Raw genomic sequence first — 19,514 nt, 5'->3', positions numbered from 1 at the left:
AAATCACAGTTCGCTGACTGCTAGCCTGCGTCTTTTCACGTCTTTTTGCTGGAAAACTTGGCATGACGCCTACAAAACTCTCCGATTCAGACAAACGCGAACTCATCAGGCTGTACCGACAGTCCAACGAGAATACTATCACTCTGGCAAAGCGCTACGGAGTGAGCAGTTCGACTGTAAGGCGCATCCTTCAGGGTGCTTTGTCGGAGCCGGAATACGAATTTCTAGTCCAGCAAAAACAAAAGCGTTTGTCCGATCGCAGCAGTGTTTCTGAACCGACAGAGGCGACTACTGAGTCGTCGGGAGATGGCGAAATCGATCCTGTAGCTGTCCCCCTGTCGGAGTCAGTCCCTGTCCTGCCGTCAGCCTCAAATTCGAGACCGACGATCCGAAAGCGTTCTGAATCAGTCCCTGAACCAGTTGCAGAATTGGATGTTTCTGATGTGCCAGATGCCCCAGCAGCCACTCTTGCCGATCAAAGCCACCGCGCTGTTGTGACTGGTGAACTAAAGGCTATGCTGCCAGCAGAAGGGCTGCTGGCAGGTGAAGATTTTAGCGATTTCGAGGATGAGGATGAGGATGAGGATGAGGATGAGGATGAGGATGATGAAGACGATTTAGATGACGACTTCGACGAAGATGTAGACGATGAAGACTCTCTGTTTGAAGGCAGCCTGCTGGGTTCAATATCGTCGGGCGAGTCGATCCTCTTCGAGGGCTTCGCTAACGAGCTTCGGGGTACAGGGCTGATTGAAGTTTTGCCTTTAAGCGAAGCATCTCTGCCCAAAATTTGTTATTTGGTGGTCGATCGGGCGGCAGAGTTAATCACCAGACCTCTAAAAGCTTTTGGCGAACTGGGTCAAATTCCGGCGGCGGAAATTCGCGAGAAAACCCTGGCAGTGTTTGACAATCACCGAGTGGCCCGCCGATTTGCTACTCGCAATCAAAGGGTATTCAAGATTCCTGACAGCAGTATGCTGCAAAAAGCAGCGCCTTATTTGCGAGCTAAGGGAATTACTCGGTTGCTGATTGACGGTCAGGTATATTCCCTCTAAGGGATCAAATCTCTTTAATATTGTACGGTGTCGGATTCTTCTGGATTTGCCGGAAATTTAGGACGCGAGTTTTGGGAATCTGAAAGGTTCCACAGCGGTTGCAGTAGCGCACCTCCGATCAGTCCTGCACTCAGGCTCATTGCTAATACTACCCCTACGGGCATTTGTATCGATTGAAAAAAGATAAAGTTTAAGGATACTGGGGCGGCGTTCTGCACTGAAATAATGCCGATCGCGCTTACTAAAATTGCTACTAAAAAACTAATGGCGAGCAGAGGAATTGTTTTCATAAAAGGGGTTGACAGGCTAGCAATTTAACTGATATACTTCTTTTATAATCGTAATCTGTGTAAAAATATTATTTTTTCAAACATCCCATTATTTAATAATGTACAATAATATTAGGGCAAAAGTCAAGTAGATGCGGAAAAAATTTATGAATTTTTTAAATTAATTAAAAATTTAACAAACATAAATAAATTTACACTTCCCAAACTTTAACAAATCCCAGTGTATTGCAAATATATAACTGGCCCAGCAGTATCGATGATTAATGTTCAGAGGCTTTGCAAGAGTTATCAAAAATACGTAAGGTGCGCTTCGGCGCACCTCACAATCCCAAGCGCTAGGGGAAAAACCCCCCGTTAGAATAGGTAGAAAGTTAAACAGGTTCTAACTGGGAAATTACCTTTTCCATGTGTTGGGCAACTTGGCTTTCTTTTTCCACAGAATTGGTTTCCATGTAAACGCGCATCAAGGGTTCGGTTCCCGAAGGCCGCAGCAGTACCCAGCCACCGTCTTCAAGATAAAGTTTAATCCCGTCTTTGCGGCCGATTTCCTTAACGCCGATCCCTGCTACTTCTGTGGGGGGGTTCTTGGTAAAAGATTCCAAAACGGCTGCTTTGTGGGCTTCTTCTAGGTGCAAGTCCAAACGTTTGTTGTACAGGGGGCCATCGGCTTCTTTAATGGCTTCTTCTACTAGCTGAGAAAGGGGTTTGCCTTCATAGGCGATCGCCTCAGCAACTAGCATATCAGCCAAAATCCCGTCTTTTTCAGGAATGTGACCCAAAACGCTCAAACCGCCAGATTCTTCGCCACCGATGAGCACCGCAGTTTCCCGCATTTTTTCGCCGATGTATTTAAAACCGACTGCGGTTTCGTAGATTGTTAAACCGTACTTGGCGGCCAAATTGTCCAGCAAGTGGGTAGTTGCGACTGTACGGACGATCGCCCCAGTCAATTTTTTATTCTTAACCAAGTGACGCGCCAGCAGCAACAGTACAGTATTTGGAGTCAAGACATTTCCCAACTCGTCAACAATACCAAAGCGATCGCTGTCGCCATCGGTAGCTAAACCCAAATCCGCCGAATCCTTCTTAACAGCTTCCACCAACTCAACTAACTGTTCTCCCTTGGGTTCGGGCATTCCGCCGCCAAACAGCACGTCGCGGTAGGTATGAAAACTTTCGACATCGCAGCCGCAGTGTTCCAAAACGCCGTCGAGATAGCCGCGAGAAGTCGAGTAGAGAGCGTCGTACTTCACCTTCAACTTAGCAGAGCGAATCCGCTCCACATCGATCAAAGTATAAAGAAACTTCAGATATTCGGGTTTCGGGTCAAAACTGGAGATTTTATCGTTGTGGCTGCCTTTGGCTGGGGCATCAGAAGCACCAGCAATATTTGCCACAATTGTATCAGTAATTTCCGGGGTTGCCGGGCCCGCGTAGTCGGGGATGTATTTGATGCCGCAGTAAGGTGCGGGATTGTGCGAAGCCGTGAACATCAGGGCTCCTGCAGAGTTGAGATGCTTGGCGCTGTAGGCGATGACTGGTGTGGGGCAATCTCGATCGACCACTTTCACAGTCCATCCCAAATCTGCCAATACTTCCGCCGAGGTGCGGGCGAACTCGTCTGCCAGAAAGCGGGTATCGTAGGAGACTAGAACTGGGCGGTCTTTTGTGTAAGCGGTTTCTAGGTAACTGGCGATCGCCCGGGTGACTTTTCGCACGTTGGCAAAAGTAAAGTCATGGGCAATCAGTCCCCGCCACCCATCGGTTCCGAACTTAATTTCTGTTGAATTGCTGCTAGCGCTCATTTTTTCCACTTCCTCTCGTCCTACTAATCCTACCCGAAGGCATAGCCTTAAAGACATACCGGCCGTGCTGTTTGTGAGGATCGATCGCCCGTGGGGCCTAATAAGCCTAATCCTATCGTTGTAGGGACAGGGTTTCGCCTCCGGCAGAGGACTCGATCCCGCCGGATTTGGCAAAATGTGCCCGCTACCGGGCGAGTCACTCGCTAATTCTGGTTTTGAAGGGTAGGTGATCGATCGAATGGACGACGATCAATTGCGGGCGATTCCCTACGGGATAGCTTCGCTTCACGGGGAAGCTAAAAAACCGATCGCAAAAAACAGCCCTGGCAATAGCCTTAACGAAATGCACATAAATCTGATTCTCATCTCAAATTTAATTTTTTATTTAGAAAAGCCGATCGTTAAATTCGTTAGGGCTTCCTAACAATCGCCAGACTCACAATACATTTCTAATTCAGCTAGGGGAATAAATTAACCAAAGTCACCGCTCGATCGTGCTTTAGCCTAGCTTCATTAAGAAATTAGGGCGATCAACCAAACCGCTCCAAAACAAAGATAAGGTATTTCAAGCAGCAGTTTTTTTTAAGCAGACTTAACTTTAATTCTCCGTTTTTAAGACAAATTAAATTTATTTCCAGCCTTCTTTATACGTCAAAAAAATAGATTAGGGTCGCGATCACAGTCACCCTGTGATCGATCGCACAATAAATAACGTTATTAACGTGCAACTTATAAAAGATGCAGGCAGTCGAGCCAAATGGCTTATAGCTTTAAGCGTAATGGCTGATGACTATCAGCGTACAAATGCAGAAAATTGTAGTTAACAACGTTAAAAATTAGGGGAATCGATCCGGTGCGACTTAATAAAAAAACGAGGTTGATCATGACGGGTATTTCACAAATATCTTCAAAGTCTTTACCTGCTGCCGACAAAATTCAACAGGGCGACAGTCTGGCGTCGGAAGGTATTAGCGGATCGGACACTGACAAACTCCCAGAGGCTAAAGGCATCAGCGTTTCTTCCTTCGCAGTTAGCTGGGCAAAAAAATATTACAGTACAGTTGCCGCACGAGAAAACCAAGCCCCGCGACAAATTCCCCAAAGCGCAGAGTTAACTAATTTTGAGGGAAATAGAGCCCCAATAGTTGACAAATTGACAGATACCCTGAAATTAGCCAGCGAGATAGCTTGGAATAGAGTAGAAGCTCTTTTAGGGGAACAAATAGAGCGCCACGCCATCGATAAGAGCTTAATTAATTCTTTAGAAATTGCCGCCGACACTCGCACCTTATATCGGAAAACAATAGACGCTTATGCAGATAGAGAACCTGTTTTCCGCTTGTCAGTGCTGGTGGGAAAAGATATTATCAAAGTGAGGCGAAAATACTCAGAGACAGATCCGTTAGTGCTGGGATTTGTGACGGTGGAATTTCAATACACTAGCAAAATCTTGTTAGGATGTCTTTCGGAGTCAGAGAGAGGGGAATTTGCGCCCTACTTAAAAGTTGTAGACGAGTACCTGCACATTCCCTACGGAGAGATTAACGAGGCTGCGGCGAATCAGCCCCCGAATTCAAGAGCTCTATTAGCCGTTCAGCATTTGTTGCAGCAGACGACTCAGATTGCTAGTGCAGTGTACGATCGAGCTAGTGCCCAGCATCAAGGATACCGCAGCAGCAGTGGGTATTTGAGCGATCGGGAGATAAAAATTTCTGGTATCCGGGATGTCGAGATTTTTCAAAGCTATTTGTGCTGGTGCGTTTTGGAAGGTAGTATTCGCCCGGTACAGCAAGAATTGTTTCCAATTTGCGTGATGTTGTACCCCAAACTTCATGTAAGTTGGGAGTTAGTGCAGGATATGCTGCTGATTTTATTTTGGGAAATATGCGATCGGCTTTCTGCTGAAGATTTAACGGTATTTGTACCTTACTTGCGTACTTTGACAGAGATGTTTTCCAGCGATGTGTTTGAAAATTAGGGCATAGGGCATAGGGCATGGGGTCAAAAAGCGGAGCTCTCGCGGAGGGATTTGGCATTGGGAATTGTCAATCTCTATTTAAAACTAAAAGCTGCCACTGCCAAACATCCCCAACCGACAATAAAAGCAACTCCCCCCAGTGGCGTAATTGCACCCAGCCATTTGATGTCGCTCAAACTCAGGGCGTACAAACTGCCTGAAAAGATGATTGTGCCGGCAATAAAAGCCCATCCAGCCACTGCAAAAAAGGTTTGAGACTCTTGGGCGCGGCTCAAGAGTAAAGCGACGAGTAATAGAGCCAGGGCATGGTACATTTGATATCGGGCGCCGGTCTCAAAAATGGTTAAAGCTCGATCGGTCAATTGATTTTTCAAAGCGTGGGAGGCGAAAGCACCGCCTGCAACGGATAAACCTCCGAAAAGGGCTGCGGCTGCTATAAAAATGCGAATTAAAATTAGCGTTGACATAATATTTATTGAATTGGGAAGAAGGAAGTTCGGCAACGGATTCGCTCCACGGATGTAAAGGATAGAAGGAAGAAGGAAGTTCGGCAACGGATTCGCTCCACGGATGTAACGGATGTAATGAGACCTCCACAAAAAGAATGATCCAATAGCTATGTGGGTTTAGCGAAAATTTCCACAAACCATTTGTGAAGATTGGGGAGACGATTAATCTGGGTTTCAATTTCTGCCATAGCTAACTTGTTAATTTTAACTCCCGTGGAGTAAATTCTTTCTACTAATGTCACTACTGGATTTTTATCCTTAAATGTGAGAGTTTTGGCGAAATTTACTACACTCTCAACAGTGTCAAGTAAACTACCATTCCAATGCTTTTATAACCAACCAAAACAACGTTCTACTGGGTTATATTTACTATATGGCGGATAATAAGCCAATTGTAACGTCAGTTGAGATTTTCGGGAAAAATCTAAAATTCGTTTCATAAACTGAGTACGACGAGAATGATTTTCCGGGCCATTATCCTGATTAATAACCAATTTCTGAATGTGACTAAAACGGTGTTTGACAGTTTGCCACCAACTTTCAAGTAAGTCAACTATACAATCAGCCGTCAACTTAGAAGTAACGAAGAATAAAAATAACTCATTGTACTCAGGCAGAAAAATGCAATAGGGAATCACAGTTGATTGAGTCGAAAAATCATGGTCTAATGCAATAGTTGGCGTCCGATTTTTACCACCTCTATCAAATTCTCCAATCTTGACGGAAGCCTTGGCATCAATGGAGATTCGGAGAGTATTAGGGTTATTATCAGCTTCTGTATTGATTTGTCCAAGTTCTTCAAAAATGGCTGATGTTTCGGGGATTTTTTTGACAGGCTTAGTTTTAAGAACTCGTTTTAAGGTATAACCCAAATCATTCAATCTTCGTCGAATTGTTTCTGTACTCGGTAGTTCTTCGTCAGTATAACCAAATTGTTCAATTAATTGACTACGCACTTCATTGGCAGTAATGCGTGTATATAATCGCGTACTCTTAAAGCTAGGATCAGTTTGACTGTGTGGGTCTACTAACGATTTAATATCTTTCAATAAGTTGGGTAATTTTGTTTCAACCCGCTTTCGTCCACTGCGCTTGAAACCATCGACAATTGGCTCACCACTTTTCAATTCTTTCATCCCTTTACGAATGGTGCGTCTGTTCCATCCTAACTCCCGTTCTACTAACGTTTGTCCACCTATTCCTAAACCTTTGACTACCGATCCCATGAATTGTCGTCTGTCTGTCCCCTTGAGTTTTTTAGCTGTTTTGATGTAAAGAGATTTGGCGTGTTCGGTCAGTTTCATGATAGATTTTAGAGACATAAGATAGGCTGCACACTGAAATTATCTTTTGGTCATTATAGGATCAATCATTCTGTGGTGTTCCCTAAAGGATAGAAGGAAGAAGGAAGAAGGAAGAGGGAAGAAGGAAGAGGGAAGAAGGAAGAGGGAAAAACATCTAATTGTTGAGATAGAAGGTGCGCGGTGCGTGCCTTACTTGTCATTGCGAGCCTCCGCGAAGCAATCGCATAGTAGAGATGTTTACTGGCCTAACTCTGGGAAGGGAAGGTGCGCTAGGCGCACCCTATGCTGATGATAAGTTAGCTTTTTTGCCGATATTTTGACCCTATTTTCGCACAGCTTCCAGCAAGCGAGAATAGTAAAAGCTAGTGCTAGTCATCGCTGTTCTGTTAATCACAAAACCATTGTTTTCTAAGATTTTGATAATATCAGCTTCGCGGTGCTGGTAAGCGCGGGTAGTTTTGCTCGGGCCGGGGAAAAGTTCGCCAAATTTTTTGAGGGCGGTGAGTGCTAAAGTTTTGGGGGCAAAACTGATAATTAGTCGCGATTGGGCGATCGAACTTAGGTGAGCAATCATTTCCGCAGCCTTATCTTGAGGATAGTGGATCAGCACGTCCAAACAAATGACAGTGTGAAATTTGCCCGTTAAAGCTTCCAAATCTTGGGCGGCGAAGGAGATGTTATAGAGCTTGCCGGGAACGGCTGTCGATCGAGCGTAGGCTTCTGCTACCATCTTTTCAGAGATATCGCTAGCGCAAACAATCGCCCCAGCCTCAGCCAGAGGAATACTCAGAGATCCCACACCGCAGCCCGCATCGCAGACAGAAAGCCCCGGTAAATTGCCGTCAGCTTCTAGCCAGCCGAGCACTGTATCCACTGTTTGCTGGTGCCCGGTGCGGATGTCTAGCTGAACTTTATTGACTTTGCCGTCGCCGTAAATTCGCTGCCACCGATCGAATCCCGTCGAGTTAAAATACTGTCTAACTATAGTCTTGTCGTCTACCAAATTCATCGATCTGCCTGCTGCTGAGTTATTGCCAACGGTTAAATATTATAAAGCTGCAGTGACAGTTATTGTTGACCGAAAGTAATTTAGTCCGGGGCCCCCGGATTTATCAGTGGGTTAAGTTCTTCAATTTTAAATCTAAAATCTAAAATCTAAAATCTAAAATCGATTGACACTCCCCACCCAATTAAATTGAGTTAGATTTACTTATACGGGCGATCGCAACTCGAACAATCCCGAATTGACAAACTAATTCCATAAAAACCGAGTTCAGCCGATCGCACATTCGGTCGATAATTTTAATCAGCCCTAACTTTAAAAAATATGGTGCTACAAGATCATTTCCGCCCGCCGCTGTCGGTTCGCCGTCACTGGCACGCCTTTCACAACGCCTGGGCGACTTACATTGCATCCGATTTGAATGCCAAATTACCCGCAAATTACTTTGCCGAGCCCAACGTGCAGTTTGGGATTGAAATTGATGTAGCAGCTTTTGAGGAACCTCTACCGGAGTTTGATTGTCCAGAGACGGTAATTCGTTTGCCAATAGATTTCCCAAACAATTGGATGTCACCCCCAGCCCAAAGCGTGCCTTTTCTAACTGCGGCCCAAACGGTGCAAGTCAGTATTTTTAGCACTGAAGCCGGCCCGGTATTAGCCGGTGCAATTGAATTAGTAAGTCCTGCCAACAAAGATCGTTCTACTCATCGCGGTGCTTTTGTTTCTAAGTGCGAGACGTATTTGCGCCAGGGAATTGGGTTGGTAATAGTTGATGTTGTGACGGGAAGGAAGGCAAATCTTCATAATGAATTGTTAGCCCGTCTGGCTGGAGGAAGCGCTTCGCCCTTCGACGCTGAACTCTATGCTACAGCTTATCGAGCGATCGAGCGATCCGGCAACCAATGCCTCGATATTTGGCAGGAAAAACTGGCTGTGGGCTGCGAGCTCCCGGTTTTACCGCTGTGGCTGCGGGGCGAGATTTGCTTGGCTGTGGAATTAAATAATATTTACGATCGAACTTGCCGAGAACACCGAATTGCTGTTAGCAGCGCTTAGCATAAGGAATCTTCCTCCTCACTAGGAACTCTACTGCGCGAGAAACTAATGGCATGGAAACTAAATGGAACCACTTAAAACAACCGATGCCAAGCCAATTCTTTTGTCGGTTCATTTAAATGCCAGCGCAATAATTGAGTTGCCGAATTGCCGATAATTCCCGAAAGTGCGATCGCCCTTCTCGGAGATTCAGTTGCCAGGGCGATCGCACTTTCGGCATCGCAAATCCCCCACTCCACCAAATTCTGAACTCCCGCCAACAGCGGCAGAGTTGTACCTGCCAAAGTAGCAGATTCCAGGGGCGAGTGGTAATCTAATCTTACCCAAGCTGTACCTTTTCTGACTTCAATTTGTCGGGAATCCCAAGGATAAACACCGTCAGGCAAACCCAAAGGAGCCAAAGCATCGCTCACTAAAAAAACGCCTTTTTGATACCTACCAGCGCGTAGCAAAAAATCCATCATTGTCGGAGAAACGTGTTTCCCGTCAGCAATTAAACCGCATTTTACGCCCGGATAAACAATCGCCGCTCCCAACAAACCCGGTTCTCTGTGGTGCAAACTCGGCATCGCATTAAAAGCGTGAGTTACCATTGAAGCTCCCCGCTCAAATGCTTGTTGGGCTTGCTCTGCCGTCGCTTGGGAGTGTCCGAGACTGACGGAAATTCCCAAACTTTGCAAATAGGAAATGACTTCGCCAGTGCTGTCTAACTCCGGCGCTAAAGTAATTATTTTGACAATATCGGCACAATCTCCTAAAACTTGCTTGACATTTTCTATAGTTAGCGGTAATAAAAACTCAACTGGGTGAGCTCCTCGTTTCTGGGGGTTGAGAAAAGGGCCTTCGAGATGAACGCCAAGAATTTCCGCTGTTTTGGGTTTAATTGTTGCCCGATCGGCGGTTTGTACAGTGCGGATATAATCAGCTATAGTCGAGAGCGATCGCCTAAACTTATCCAGCGAAGTTGTCACCAAAGTCGGCAAAAAAGCATCGACTCCCTGATTCCACAAAAATTGACAAATTTTCGGCAAAATTTCAATATGCTTGCTTTCTAAATCGGGAAAAGCAAAACCCAGGGCGCCGTTAATCTGCAAGTCAACACCGCCCAGAGAAAGCCAATCGCCTGCTACATCAAGCACGTGCAAATGGGGAGGACAAATCCGTTTAAATACGGCGTCCATCGGCAAAACTTCTTGAATGATGCCCGTTTCGTCAACAGCAAGCATCTGCAAATCCTTGCAACCGGGGAGGCGAACATTGAGAATATCTGTGGGGGCGGCAGTTGGGGTTGTGGCTTCAGTCATCCGATTTTAGATTTTAGATTTTAGATTTTAGATTTAATATTCGCTACGGATAAGTCCGGTGGCTGTCGCTCAGGAGGGGGAGCTTTTTGCTTTTTGCTGGCTCCAGGGCTGCTCAGACGGGGGCTTGTGGCAAAATTGCTTTTAAGGGTCAGTTTTGGTACAAAATATCTAAATTTGAGTTAACGCAATCATTTAAAATTAGCATTTATCTGAAATCTGAAATCGGAAAATTGCATGAATCAACCGACAGTTGGAATTATCATGGGTAGCGATTCGGATTTGCCAACCATGAAAGATGCGATCGCAGTTTGCGAAGAATTCAGTGTTGGTTGCTCCGTGGCGATCGTCTCGGCGCACCGCACCCCTGAGCGCATGGTGGAATACGCCCAAACCGCGCACCAACGAGGCTTGAAAGTCATTATCGCAGGTGCCGGGGGAGCGGCGCACCTCCCAGGTATGGTAGCATCTTTAACCCCCTTGCCCGTAATTGGGGTGCCCGTACCGAGTCGCCACCTCCAAGGCCTAGATTCACTGTACTCGATCGTGCAAATGCCAGCCGGGATACCCGTAGCCACAGTGGGGATCGGCAACGCCAAGAATGCTGGCTTGCTGGCAGTTCAGATACTGGCAGCTCATCAGCCAGAATTGCTAGAGCGAGTTTTGCATTACCGCAAAACTTTGTCCGAATCTGTACTGAAAAAACAAAATCAACTAGAAGAGCTAGGCTATCATAACTATCTCAATCTCAACAAATAATCCAATAAACTTTTGTAGTAAGATTGGAAAGTTTTCCGAATATTGCTGAGCTTACTAGCCGTAAAGAGGGTAAAAGTGATTAAAATGACTGTCGGAAAGAAAAAGTCGAAACAAGTCAGGCGGGAGACTTTAAATTTGCCAGCAGCTAAATTTTTTACGAAAGTCAACAGGTTGAAGAAATTACAAAGGGCGATCTCCCGCCTCACTCCAAGTTGGCAAGCCTGCATACCAATAGCAGCAATCATCGTCTTGGTGTGGGGATATGCGGCGGTAGCCCAAACCCCTGCTACGCCAACCACCGAGGAACAATTAGCAAGCCTTAAGGTGGGCATGGATACCATGTGGGTCATGGTGGCGGGGATGCTAGTGTTCTTTATGAACGCCGGTTTCGGTATGTTGGAAACCGGTTTTTGTCGCCAAAAAAATGCAGTCAACGTGCTGTCCAAAAACTTGATTGTTTTTGCGCTTGCTACGATCGCCTATTGGGCGATCGGCTTTGGCTTAATGTTCAGCAATGGCAACAATTTTATCGGCAGCAGCGGATTTTTCCTGTGGAACGTAGCTGACAACAGCCCCGCCACAGGAGACGCTTATCAAGGCATTTTCGAGTCGCTTAACTGGACGGGAGTCCCCCTCAACGCTAAATTCTTTTTCCAATTAGTTTTTGCGGGAACTGCTGCCACGATCGTTTCTGGAGCCGTTGCAGAGCGAATTAAATTCCTTGAATTCTTAATTTTCAGCTTGCTGCTAGTAGGAATTGCTTACCCGATTACCGGACACTGGATTTGGGGCGGCGGCTGGCTGGCAGACGCAGGCTTCTACGATTTTGCCGGTTCGACAGTGATTCACTCGGTAGGCGGTTGGGCTGCTTTGATGGGAGCGGCATTTTTGGGGCCGCGGATCGGCAAGTACCGCGACGGCGATACTGTGGCGATGCCGGGACACAATATGAGCATTGCCACCCTGGGCTGTTTGATTCTGTGGTTGGGTTGGTTCGGGTTCAATCCCGGTTCGACAATGGCAGTCGATCCAAATGCGATCGCCCATATTGCGATCACCACCAACACCGCCGGGGCCTTCGGGGGAGTTGCTGCAACCATTACTGCTTGGCTGTACCTTGGCAAACCCGACCTTTCGATGATTATCAACGGCATCCTTGCCGGCTTAGTCGGCGTAACAGCGAGCTGCGCTTGGATCAACATACCCAACTCTGCCATTATCGGTACGATCGCCGGTATCCTGGTAGTTTTCGCAGTAACCTTCTTCGACAACTTGAAAATTGACGACCCTGTAGGCGCAACTTCAGTTCACTTAGTCTGCGGGATCTGGGGAACTCTGGCAGTTGGCTTATTTGCTGACGGGCCTACAACTGGACTATATACCGCAGGCCCTGCAGCCGGACTGCTTGTGGGCGGAGGTTTCGGTCAACTCTGGGCGCAGTTGGTCGGCATTATCTCTGTAGGCGGGATGACCGTGCTGCTGAGTACGATTTTTTGGCTGGCACTCAAAGCTTTGCTGGGTATCCGCGTTTCTGCTTTAGAGGAGGCTGAAGGTTTGGATATCGGCGAACACGGGATGGAAGCTTACACCGGGTTTGTGAAGGAAACCAGCTTGGATAACAGAAGTGAGAGCAGCTACGGCGGTTATGGTGGGGGTTCTGGGGGCAAGACTACCAAACTGTAGAGCGTGCGAAGATCTCGACCAATTCAGCTTTCGTGTCCTAAATTAGCTATTTATCAGCTAATTCACCCCTTTATTCAGAAAAACCCGAATCTGAAATACCCGCCAACTTATGGCTGTCTATCGTTGTGCTCGCGTTTCAATCTTCGATGCGAACGCGGGCATATTTTTATTTTTAATTGACCTTTAATGGCTGACATATGGGGTTGCACAATTGCACAATTTGAGGATGATTATGGTGGGGTGTCCCACCTGCTGTGAAAATACACCCCTTCGAGCTTCGAGAGCCCATCCGACCAAAAAAATCCAAATCATCCCGCTATTATGCAACACGTTACATATAGTAGTTGGCGATTGCATGAGATGTGCGCCGCTAATTGGTAATTGGGAATTGAGAATCTGTAACTAACGAACTTTGCAAACTGGTGTATTGATTAGAGTTTACCGGCAATTGCTTTAAGTTCTTCAACGACGCGCTTGTTTTTGGGATTCCTGCTGCCATCAAGGCGGGCGGAGACAACAGTGATTATTTCTAGTATATCTTTAGCTAAATCCTCGTCACAGCTAGCATTCTCGGTTTGATTTATAATCACTACCTCTGTCCCAAAGTGTTCGCACAAATTAAAAATTAGTTCAGAACCAAATCTCAGCAGTCTGTCTTTGTGAGTTAATACCAACCTTTCTACTTGATTGTCTGCGATCGCCCGAATTAGATGTTGTAAACCCCGCTTACTGTAATTAACCCCAGAACCTACATCATCAATGATTTGGAATTGCCAGCCCTGAGATGCACAAAACAATTCCAAAACTTGTTTTTGTCTGTCTAAATCATCTTTTTGGTTGTGACTGCTAACCCGAGCGTAAGCAATGGTTAAAGCTCCGTTGGGTTTTAACCCGAGAAGATGACCTAGGTCATAGCGTCTGTGACCATTAGCGGTGCGTTCGGGTATTAGCTTGCCTTCGGCTTCCCACCTGCGTAAGGTGGAAGCGCTCACACCTTTAATTTTGGCTGCTTCAGTTATAGTTAATTTTTTCATTTTTGGATTTTAGCATCATGACTGAGTAAGTTCGATCACTTTTAGATATATTTTTGTGCAGTGCGGCAGCTTTGACAAATCCAATTTATGTGCAGGAAAGTTTGGTAGGCAGATTTTTTATGGTAAAGTAGTGCGAAAAAGCAAAGTTCTGCATCGCCGCCCTTGCCCAACACAGCACAGTGCTTGATTATTACAAGAATTGAGGGTTTAATTGAGCGGTAAAATTTGATGCAGCAATCAGTGCAAATTATTCGGTGTGAGGCCTGCAAATAGCTTGAGTTTATGGAGAAGTTTGGAGGAGGTAGCAGAAGTAGAACTCATAAATCCCTCTTAGGGATGGAAGTTAGCCGATCGAAAACTGTTCCGGTTTGGGCTTTGCTATCTCTGGTGACGAACGGGGTACTGATAGTTACAGTCGCTCAACTACTGCTGCGGGGACACAACTTGACAGAAAGCTTCCAGGCGAATGATGCGGTGACAGCAGAAGCGGTTGAGGAACAAATTGGCCAACCGGCGATCTCTGCAAAGGCAGTGCTAGACGTGCCTGTTCCCGGGCCGCGACACAAATGGACTTACCAGCAGTGGGTGACGCAGTTGGGGCGCGAAGCTGAGGCGGTGGCGGCGAATCGACCCTCAAGACTGAGTGTTTTGGCTGGGGATTCTCTGAGTATGTGGTTTCCGACAAAGCTGTTACCAGTCGATCGAATTTGGCTGAATCAAGGGATTTCGGGGGAGACTTCCGTGGGTTTGCTGAAGCGGTTGCAGTTGTTCGATCGAACTGCGCCGGATACTGTTTTTGTGATGATTGGGATTAACGATTTGTTGCGGGGCGCCAGCGACGAAGGGATTTTGGACAACCAGCGGCAGATTATTCGCGATTTGCGGTGGGCTCACCCCAAAGCACAAGTAGTTGTGCAGTCGATTTTGCCCCACAGCGGGGAACAAGCTACTTGGGAAAATCGCGATCGGCTGTTGGCAATTCCTAACAGTCGGATTAGGGCAATAAATCGACGGCTGAAAGAAATTGCTAGTTCGGAAAATGTTTTGTATCTGGATTTGTACCCGCTGTTTGCGGATGCTGAGGGCAATTTGCCAACTGAACTCAGCACAGACGGCTTGCACCTTAACGATCAAGGTTATCTGGTTTGGCGATCGGCCCTGCAACTGTTCGATCAGATGCAGTTGAAAAATGAGTCATGAGTTATTAGTCATTAGTCATTAGTCATTAGTCATTAGTCATTAGTCATTAGTCATTAGTCATTAGTCATTAGTCATTAGTTATTAGTCATTAGTCATTAGTCATGAGTTATTAGTCATTAGTCATGAGTTATTAGTCATTAGTCATGAGTTATTAGTCATTAGTCATTAGTCATTAGTCATGAGTTATTAGTCATTAGTTAGAAAAATAAAGGATGAAGTCCTATTCTCCCCAACTCTCCCCCTCTCCGATTACTCTGCTATCACTGGCTATGTCAAGTATCGACTGATAGATTAAGAAATATGATAGTTAGCTATTTAGTATAGGGTGATACAGAATAACGGTTTGTACAAATGGTGCAATCCAAAAGGCATAGACCATTAGATTGATAGTGGACGAATTTAGATGAGTCCGGCTATACGAAGGCGGGGGGTTGAGGATTGGGGAATTATCTATTGAAGATTTGTTCCGCTAACACAGGGACTTAAAACCAAATAACTATTGCATCTAAAATCCTCACATCTAAAATCGGCTCGGTCTTCCCTGAAAATTGCTGAGTATGAAAAGGTACAACTAACGTGATCAAAAAAAGTTTAACGATCGGCATCATCGCGCTGTGGCTGTTAAGCGTGCCGCTGACCGGCAATGCCTTAGCTCAAGATGCTGGTGCCGCTGCTGCGGTGGCGCCGAATCCGATCGATAGCGGCGATACGGCCTGGATGTTGGTTTCCTCAGCACTGGTATTGCTGATGACACCGGGACTGGCGTTTTTCTACGGGGGACTGGTGCGATCGCGCAACGTCCTCAACACCATGATGATGAGCTTGGTGATGATGGGAACGATCGGCGTCACCTGGACGCTGTGGGGGTACAGTTTAGCCTTTGATGTCACCGCCAGCAACCTCGATGCTAAAGGGTTTGGTCAAGGGATCGAAAGCTTCATCGGCGGTTTCGACTGGATGTTCTTGAACAACGTCACGGCGGACACACCAGATCCGATCGGCTACGCACTGACAATACCCCACCAAGTATTCATGGTGTACCAAATGATGTTCGCCATCATCACTCCAGCCTTGATTTCCGGGGCGATCGTCGAACGGGTAACATTTAAAACCTATTTCTGGTTCGTGCTGCTGTGGTCTACCTTCATCTACTCTCCTTTAGCCCACTGGGTTTGGGGTAGAGGCTGGCTGCAGGCGATCGGATCTTTGGACTTTGCCGGCGGCACAGTCGTACACATTAGTTCCGGTGTTTCTGCGGTTGTCGCAGCTTGGATGATCGGGCCTCGCAAAGACCACTTGAACAAGCCCCACACCCCTCACAACGTACCCTACGTCTTGCTGGGAATTGGGATGCTGTGGTTCGGCTGGTTTGGCTTCAACGGCGGTAGCGCTTTGGGAGCTGGTTCTTTAGCAACAGTGGCTTTTGTCACCACGATGATTTCTGCTGCAGCCGGGGGTTTAACTTGGACAATTGTGGAATGGGTGCTCAGAGGCAAACCGACAGCAGTGGGAATTGCTAGCGGTTTCCTCGCGGGATTGGTGGGCATCACACCTGCGGCTGGATTCGTGCTGCCAGTGGGAGCGCTTTTGATCGGATCGATTACTTCGGTTTGCTGCTTCTTTGCCGTTAGTTTCCGAGCTAAGCTGGGATTTGACGACTCTTTGGATACCTTCCCGGTTCACGGCGTCGGCGGAACTGTGGGCGCGATTCTGACTGGCTTATTTGCGACTAAAGCGGTTAACGCTGCCGGAAATGACGGGCTGTTTGCCGGGAATCCGGGGCTAATCGTCACCCAGTTTGTAGGCGTTCTAGCTACTTACGTGTTTGCGGGTGTCGGCACTTTTGTGATCCTGAAAATTTTGGAACAGTTTATGGAATTGCGAGTGCCATCATCTGCTGAAGACAAAGGTTTGGATATTGACCTGCACGGGGAAGAAGCTTACGGTGAGGATTTTGCCGGCGGTTTCAGTTCGTTTGAATCGAGTTCTCCTTTTGCGCCTAAGAAGATTTGAAGCTGATTTTCTGTGGGAGTTCGATCGTGTAGAGACTCAGTTATCTGGGTCTCCAGGCTTTTTTTAAGTTTTTTTTTAACGAACCGCGAAGGCGCGTTCGGCGAAGCCGTTCCCGTAGGGTAGAGCGCGAAGAAGGAAGAGGAAGGAGGAGGAGGAAGAAGGGTTAAGATGAGAGTATGATCCGTTTGATGCCTTCTTTGAGGATGGGAACGTTGAAGTTGATCAGAAGGCCCAAGCTGTTTTTGGTCATTTTAAGATAAGAGATAACTTGGGCTTCGTGGATGGGAGCTAGCTTTTCTACAGCTTTTACTTCGACAATGAGGATATCGCCAACCATAAAGTCTAATTGACCTTCGCCGACTTGATGACCTTTGTAGGTGATTGCTACGGGCTTTTTAGGCTGACAAGGTATCCCCCGCATCCGAAATTCAACTTCTAAGGATTCCTGATACACTGATTCTAAAAATCCTGGCCCCAAAAGCCGATGCACCTCAATAGCCGCCCCAATCACTCTATAGGCTAAGTGTTCTAGCTGTTCGCCCAATTGTCTCATTACTCTTTCTTCTTCCTTCGCGTCCTACCCTACGGGAACGGCTTCGCCGAACGCGTCTTCGCGGTTCATTCCTTCTTCCCCCTCATGTGTCGATCGTATAAATAGCATATCCCCTCTTCCCTACTGAGCCAATAAGCCCGATCGCACCCCAGGCATTCTAAAATCAAAGGTAATTAACCTAGATTTCTACTCGATACCGCATGGATACTAAAGCTTTTAAACGATCGCTCCAACAGTCTGAAAACTACCACCGCAAGGGTTTCGGACACGAAGCTGAGGTAGCTGGCGTGATGCAGACAGCTTATCAAAGCAGTCTGATCCAGCAAATTCGCGACAATAATTACAGGCTGGAACGCGGCGCAGTCACGATCCGGCTGGCTGAGGCTTTTGGCTTTTGCTGGGGGGTGGAACGCGCTGTAGCTATTGCTTACGAGACTCGCCAGCATTTCCCCTCGGAACGGATTTGGATTACTAATGAGATTATTCATAATCCGTCTGTGAATCAGCATTTGCGCGATATGGAAGTTGGTTTTATTGCTGTTGAAAAGGGGCAGAAAGATTTTTCGGTTGTCGATAGTGGGGATGTGGTAATTTTACCTGCTTTTGGAGCGAGTGTCCAAGAAATGCAGTTGCTTAATGATAAGGGCTGCAAGATTGTTGATACTACTTGTCCTTGGGTTTCTAAGGTTTGGAATACTGTTGAAAAGCACAAAAAGAGGAATTATACTTCGATTATTCACGGTCAATACAAGCATGAGGAAACTGTTGCTACGAGTTCTTTTGCTGATAAGTATTTGATTGTATTGAATTGGCAGGAAGCTGAATATGTCAGCAATTATATCTTGAATGGGGGCGACCGCGATGAGTTTATTGCTAAATTTAGCAAGGCTTATTCTGCTGGTTTTGACCCCGATGTGGATTTGGAAAGTGTTGGTATTGCTAACCAAACTACTATGCTCAAAACTGAGACAGAGAACATTGGTAAGTTGTTTGAAAAAACGATGATGCGGAAGTTCGGGCCGGAGAATTTGAATGAGCATTTTCTGAGTTTTAATACTATCTGCGATGCGACTCAGGAACGCCAAGATGCTATGTTGAGTTTGGTTGAGGAAAAGTTGGATTTGATGCTGGTGATTGGGGGTTTTAATTCTTCTAATACTACGCATCTGCAGGAAATTGCGATCGACAAAACTGTTCCTTCTTATCACATTGATTGTGCGGAGCGCATTTTACCCGGAAATCGGATCGAACACAAGCCTTTGGGGGCAGATTTGATCGTAGCTGAAGGTTGGCTACCCGATGGTAAAATTGTGGTGGGTGTGACTTCGGGTGCTTCTACGCCTGATAAGGTTGTTGAAGATGCGATCGATCGCATTTTCGCGATGAAAGCGGCTGCGATTGTGTAATTATATTGTTTCGGCACTGCACTCGGAATCATAATTTTCTCAGTTAATTTTCTCAGTGCAGGGCGAGTGTCTCTTTGCGAGTGCGATCGAGACGCTCGCTCGCAAAAAGATATAATTCTGATGTTAAACTAATTTCAACCCATTAATTCTCCCCAATTAAGCTGTTCGACATCTAAACTGCATTAACTAAGTTACCTTTGTTTTTGATCTTTCGGTTCCATTTCATAATTAATTCTCCTTCATTTAAAAGTTTATGTAACAGTGATTCTAGTTTTTCAATGGATTCAAATAATCTATTAGCAACATATTCCTTTGCGGAATGCCATACTAATTCAACTAGGTTATAGTCAGGGCTATACTTGGGCAAAAACTCTATGATTAGATTCGGCATCTCTGACGCTATTTTCTGCAAAGTCTCTGCTTTTTTATGAAAACTAGCGTTGTCCAAAATTATCACAAACTTACAGCCCTTATCTTTAAAGTCTTCTGCTAAATTTCCTTGCAATATCCACTCGGATTTTAAATCTTCATAAAAAGTTTTCAGCACAGCATAAAAATTAGCAGA

Annotated in this window: 17 protein-coding genes and 1 pseudogene; 9 read left to right on the top strand and 9 right to left on the bottom strand. The window is 46.1% G+C overall.

The features are described from left to right. Nucleotides 1-62 precede the first annotated feature (62 nt). The gene (locus tag QUB11_RS09975; protein WP_333202542.1) at nt 63-1,055 is read left to right on the top strand and encodes a hypothetical protein; all 993 of its coding nucleotides are present in this window, start codon (nt 63-65) and stop codon (nt 1,053-1,055) included. A gap of 14 nt (nt 1,056-1,069) precedes the next feature. Here QUB11_RS09975 and QUB11_RS09970 read toward each other — a convergent pair whose 3' ends face one another. Together QUB11_RS09970 and QUB11_RS09965 are read right to left on the bottom strand one after the other, a co-directional pair. Continuing rightward, nucleotides 1,070-1,345, bottom strand: coding sequence for a LapA family protein (locus QUB11_RS09970; RefSeq protein WP_333202540.1), 276 nt, complete (start codon nt 1,343-1,345; stop codon nt 1,070-1,072). 371 nt (nt 1,346-1,716) lie between these two features. Next, complete coding sequence (locus QUB11_RS09965; protein ID WP_445300849.1) at nt 1,717-3,207, bottom strand: phosphoglucomutase/phosphomannomutase family protein; 1,491 nt, start codon at nt 3,205-3,207, stop codon at nt 1,717-1,719. A gap of 181 nt (nt 3,208-3,388) precedes the next feature. On the opposite strand from QUB11_RS09965, the gene QUB11_RS09960 reads away from it, so the two are divergent. Continuing rightward, the gene (locus QUB11_RS09960; protein ID WP_333202537.1) at nt 3,389-3,574 is read left to right on the top strand and encodes a hypothetical protein; all 186 of its coding nucleotides are present in this window, start codon (nt 3,389-3,391) and stop codon (nt 3,572-3,574) included. Between the two features lie 459 nt (nt 3,575-4,033). Continuing rightward, on the top strand, nt 4,034-5,128 hold the full coding sequence (locus QUB11_RS09955) for a hypothetical protein (protein ID WP_333202535.1): 1,095 nt from the start codon (nt 4,034-4,036) through the stop codon (nt 5,126-5,128). A gap of 74 nt (nt 5,129-5,202) precedes the next feature. Here the strand turns inward: QUB11_RS09955 and QUB11_RS09950 are convergent, their stop codons facing one another. The 3 genes and pseudogenes from QUB11_RS09950 to bchM form a co-directional block, all read right to left on the bottom strand. Next, nucleotides 5,203-5,595 (bottom strand): DUF423 domain-containing protein, encoded by a 393-nt coding sequence (locus QUB11_RS09950; protein ID WP_333202533.1) that lies wholly within the window; start codon nt 5,593-5,595, stop codon nt 5,203-5,205. 149 nt (nt 5,596-5,744) lie between these two features. Further along, nucleotides 5,745-6,941, bottom strand: a pseudogene (locus QUB11_RS09945) (ISAzo13 family transposase). 322 nt (nt 6,942-7,263) lie between these two features. Continuing rightward, nucleotides 7,264-7,950, bottom strand: a complete 687-nt coding sequence (bchM, locus tag QUB11_RS09940; RefSeq protein ID WP_333202531.1) for a magnesium protoporphyrin IX methyltransferase — start codon at nt 7,948-7,950, stop codon at nt 7,264-7,266. A gap of 318 nt (nt 7,951-8,268) precedes the next feature. On the opposite strand from bchM, the gene QUB11_RS09935 reads away from it, so the two are divergent. Continuing rightward, nucleotides 8,269-9,000, top strand: a complete 732-nt coding sequence (locus QUB11_RS09935) for a DUF4058 family protein (RefSeq protein ID WP_333390398.1) — start codon at nt 8,269-8,271, stop codon at nt 8,998-9,000. A 74-nt stretch (nt 9,001-9,074) separates the two neighbouring features. On the opposite strand, the gene nagA is transcribed toward QUB11_RS09935, so the two are convergent. Continuing rightward, nucleotides 9,075-10,304 (bottom strand): N-acetylglucosamine-6-phosphate deacetylase, encoded by a 1,230-nt coding sequence (gene nagA / locus QUB11_RS09930; RefSeq protein ID WP_333390395.1) that lies wholly within the window; start codon nt 10,302-10,304, stop codon nt 9,075-9,077. Between the two features lie 234 nt (nt 10,305-10,538). Between nagA and purE the strand changes: the two genes are divergently transcribed. Beyond that, a complete protein-coding gene (gene purE, locus QUB11_RS09925; RefSeq protein ID WP_333390392.1) occupies nt 10,539-11,060 on the top strand; it encodes a 5-(carboxyamino)imidazole ribonucleotide mutase in 522 nt (173 codons plus the stop codon). An 84-nt stretch (nt 11,061-11,144) separates the two neighbouring features. Next, a complete protein-coding gene (locus QUB11_RS09920; RefSeq protein WP_333202523.1) occupies nt 11,145-12,743 on the top strand; it encodes an ammonium transporter in 1,599 nt (532 codons plus the stop codon). A 431-nt stretch (nt 12,744-13,174) separates the two neighbouring features. Here the strand turns inward: QUB11_RS09920 and QUB11_RS09915 are convergent, their stop codons facing one another. Then, a complete protein-coding gene (locus tag QUB11_RS09915) occupies nt 13,175-13,777 on the bottom strand; it encodes an IS607 family transposase (RefSeq protein ID WP_333202521.1) in 603 nt (200 codons plus the stop codon). Between the two features lie 282 nt (nt 13,778-14,059). Between QUB11_RS09915 and QUB11_RS09910 the strand changes: the two genes are divergently transcribed. Together QUB11_RS09910 and QUB11_RS09905 are read left to right on the top strand one after the other, a co-directional pair. Beyond that, complete coding sequence (locus QUB11_RS09910; RefSeq protein ID WP_333202519.1) at nt 14,060-14,977, top strand: SGNH/GDSL hydrolase family protein; 918 nt, start codon at nt 14,060-14,062, stop codon at nt 14,975-14,977. A 576-nt stretch (nt 14,978-15,553) separates the two neighbouring features. Continuing rightward, nucleotides 15,554-16,990 (top strand): ammonium transporter, encoded by a 1,437-nt coding sequence (locus QUB11_RS09905; protein ID WP_333202517.1) that lies wholly within the window; start codon nt 15,554-15,556, stop codon nt 16,988-16,990. A gap of 163 nt (nt 16,991-17,153) precedes the next feature. On the opposite strand, the gene QUB11_RS09900 is transcribed toward QUB11_RS09905, so the two are convergent. Next, nucleotides 17,154-17,543, bottom strand: coding sequence for a GxxExxY protein (locus QUB11_RS09900; RefSeq protein WP_333202515.1), 390 nt, complete (start codon nt 17,541-17,543; stop codon nt 17,154-17,156). 200 nt (nt 17,544-17,743) lie between these two features. On the opposite strand from QUB11_RS09900, the gene QUB11_RS09895 reads away from it, so the two are divergent. Further along, nucleotides 17,744-18,949, top strand: coding sequence for a 4-hydroxy-3-methylbut-2-enyl diphosphate reductase (locus QUB11_RS09895; RefSeq protein ID WP_333202513.1), 1,206 nt, complete (start codon nt 17,744-17,746; stop codon nt 18,947-18,949). Nucleotides 18,950-19,121: 172 nt separating this feature from the next. Here the strand turns inward: QUB11_RS09895 and QUB11_RS09890 are convergent. Then, on the bottom strand, nt 19,122-19,514 hold a 393-nt coding region (locus QUB11_RS09890; protein WP_333202511.1), incomplete at its 5' end, for a transposase.

Origin of the sequence: Microcoleus sp. B6-A1 (genome assembly GCF_036705085.1) — a bacterium.
Classification (GTDB): domain Bacteria; phylum Cyanobacteriota; class Cyanobacteriia; order Cyanobacteriales; family Microcoleaceae; genus Microcoleus.
This window is presented reverse-complemented; position numbering and strand designations above follow the sequence as displayed.

Excerpts from the sequence above, each read along its gene's own strand:
- QUB11_RS09975 (WP_333202542.1), top strand. The coding sequence starts at position 63 with ATGACGCCTACAAAACTCTCCGATTCAGACAAACGCGAACTCATCAGG.
- QUB11_RS09970 (WP_333202540.1), bottom strand. The coding sequence starts at position 1,345 with ATGAAAACAATTCCTCTGCTCGCCATTAGTTTTTTAGTAGCAATTTTA.
- QUB11_RS09965 (WP_445300849.1), bottom strand. The coding sequence starts at position 3,207 with ATGTCTTTAAGGCTATGCCTTCGGGTAGGATTAGTAGGACGAGAGGAA.
- QUB11_RS09960 (WP_333202537.1), top strand. The coding sequence starts at position 3,389 with ATGGACGACGATCAATTGCGGGCGATTCCCTACGGGATAGCTTCGCTT.
- QUB11_RS09955 (WP_333202535.1), top strand. The coding sequence starts at position 4,034 with ATGACGGGTATTTCACAAATATCTTCAAAGTCTTTACCTGCTGCCGAC.
- QUB11_RS09950 (WP_333202533.1), bottom strand. The coding sequence starts at position 5,595 with ATGTCAACGCTAATTTTAATTCGCATTTTTATAGCAGCCGCAGCCCTT.
- bchM (WP_333202531.1), bottom strand. The coding sequence starts at position 7,950 with ATGAATTTGGTAGACGACAAGACTATAGTTAGACAGTATTTTAACTCG.
- QUB11_RS09935 (WP_333390398.1), top strand. The coding sequence starts at position 8,269 with ATGGTGCTACAAGATCATTTCCGCCCGCCGCTGTCGGTTCGCCGTCAC.
- nagA (WP_333390395.1), bottom strand. The coding sequence starts at position 10,304 with ATGACTGAAGCCACAACCCCAACTGCCGCCCCCACAGATATTCTCAAT.
- purE (WP_333390392.1), top strand. The coding sequence starts at position 10,539 with ATGAATCAACCGACAGTTGGAATTATCATGGGTAGCGATTCGGATTTG.
- QUB11_RS09920 (WP_333202523.1), top strand. The coding sequence starts at position 11,145 with ATGACTGTCGGAAAGAAAAAGTCGAAACAAGTCAGGCGGGAGACTTTA.
- QUB11_RS09915 (WP_333202521.1), bottom strand. The coding sequence starts at position 13,777 with ATGAAAAAATTAACTATAACTGAAGCAGCCAAAATTAAAGGTGTGAGC.
- QUB11_RS09910 (WP_333202519.1), top strand. The coding sequence starts at position 14,060 with ATGGAGAAGTTTGGAGGAGGTAGCAGAAGTAGAACTCATAAATCCCTC.
- QUB11_RS09900 (WP_333202515.1), bottom strand. The coding sequence starts at position 17,543 with ATGAGACAATTGGGCGAACAGCTAGAACACTTAGCCTATAGAGTGATT.
- QUB11_RS09895 (WP_333202513.1), top strand. The coding sequence starts at position 17,744 with ATGGATACTAAAGCTTTTAAACGATCGCTCCAACAGTCTGAAAACTAC.